The following is a 323-nucleotide window of genomic DNA, read 5'->3' on the forward strand; positions in this document are numbered from 1 at the left end:
ATCCTGCGCATCCGCTCCGAGCGCGGCTCCTGCCGCAACGTGGACATAGCGTGCCTGCTGGGCTACTCCAAGGCGAGCGTCACCAAGGCGCTGGCGGGCCTGTCCGCCGCCGGGCTCGCCGAGGTGGTTGCCCGGGACGTGCGCCTGACCCCCGAGGGGGAGCGGATCGCCCGCCGGACGCTGGGGCGCCACCGCTTCTTCGAGGGGCTCCTGCTCGAGGCGGGCGTGGACGGGAAGACCGCCTCGCGGGAGGCCTGCCGCATGGAGCACTGCCTGTCGGAGGGCTCCTTCGAGAAGCTCGCCGCCCTGCTGGGCGAGAGCGC

General features: G+C 74.0%; 1 protein-coding gene. It reads left to right on the forward strand.

The genetic code is table 11. The features are described from left to right. Positions 1-323: metal-dependent transcriptional regulator (locus C1877_RS15075; protein ID WP_220149922.1), on the forward strand; the 323-nt coding region annotated here is incomplete at both ends.

The organism is Gordonibacter pamelaeae, from assembly GCF_003340385.1.
Taxonomy (GTDB): Bacteria; Actinomycetota; Coriobacteriia; order Coriobacteriales; family Eggerthellaceae; genus Gordonibacter; species Gordonibacter pamelaeae.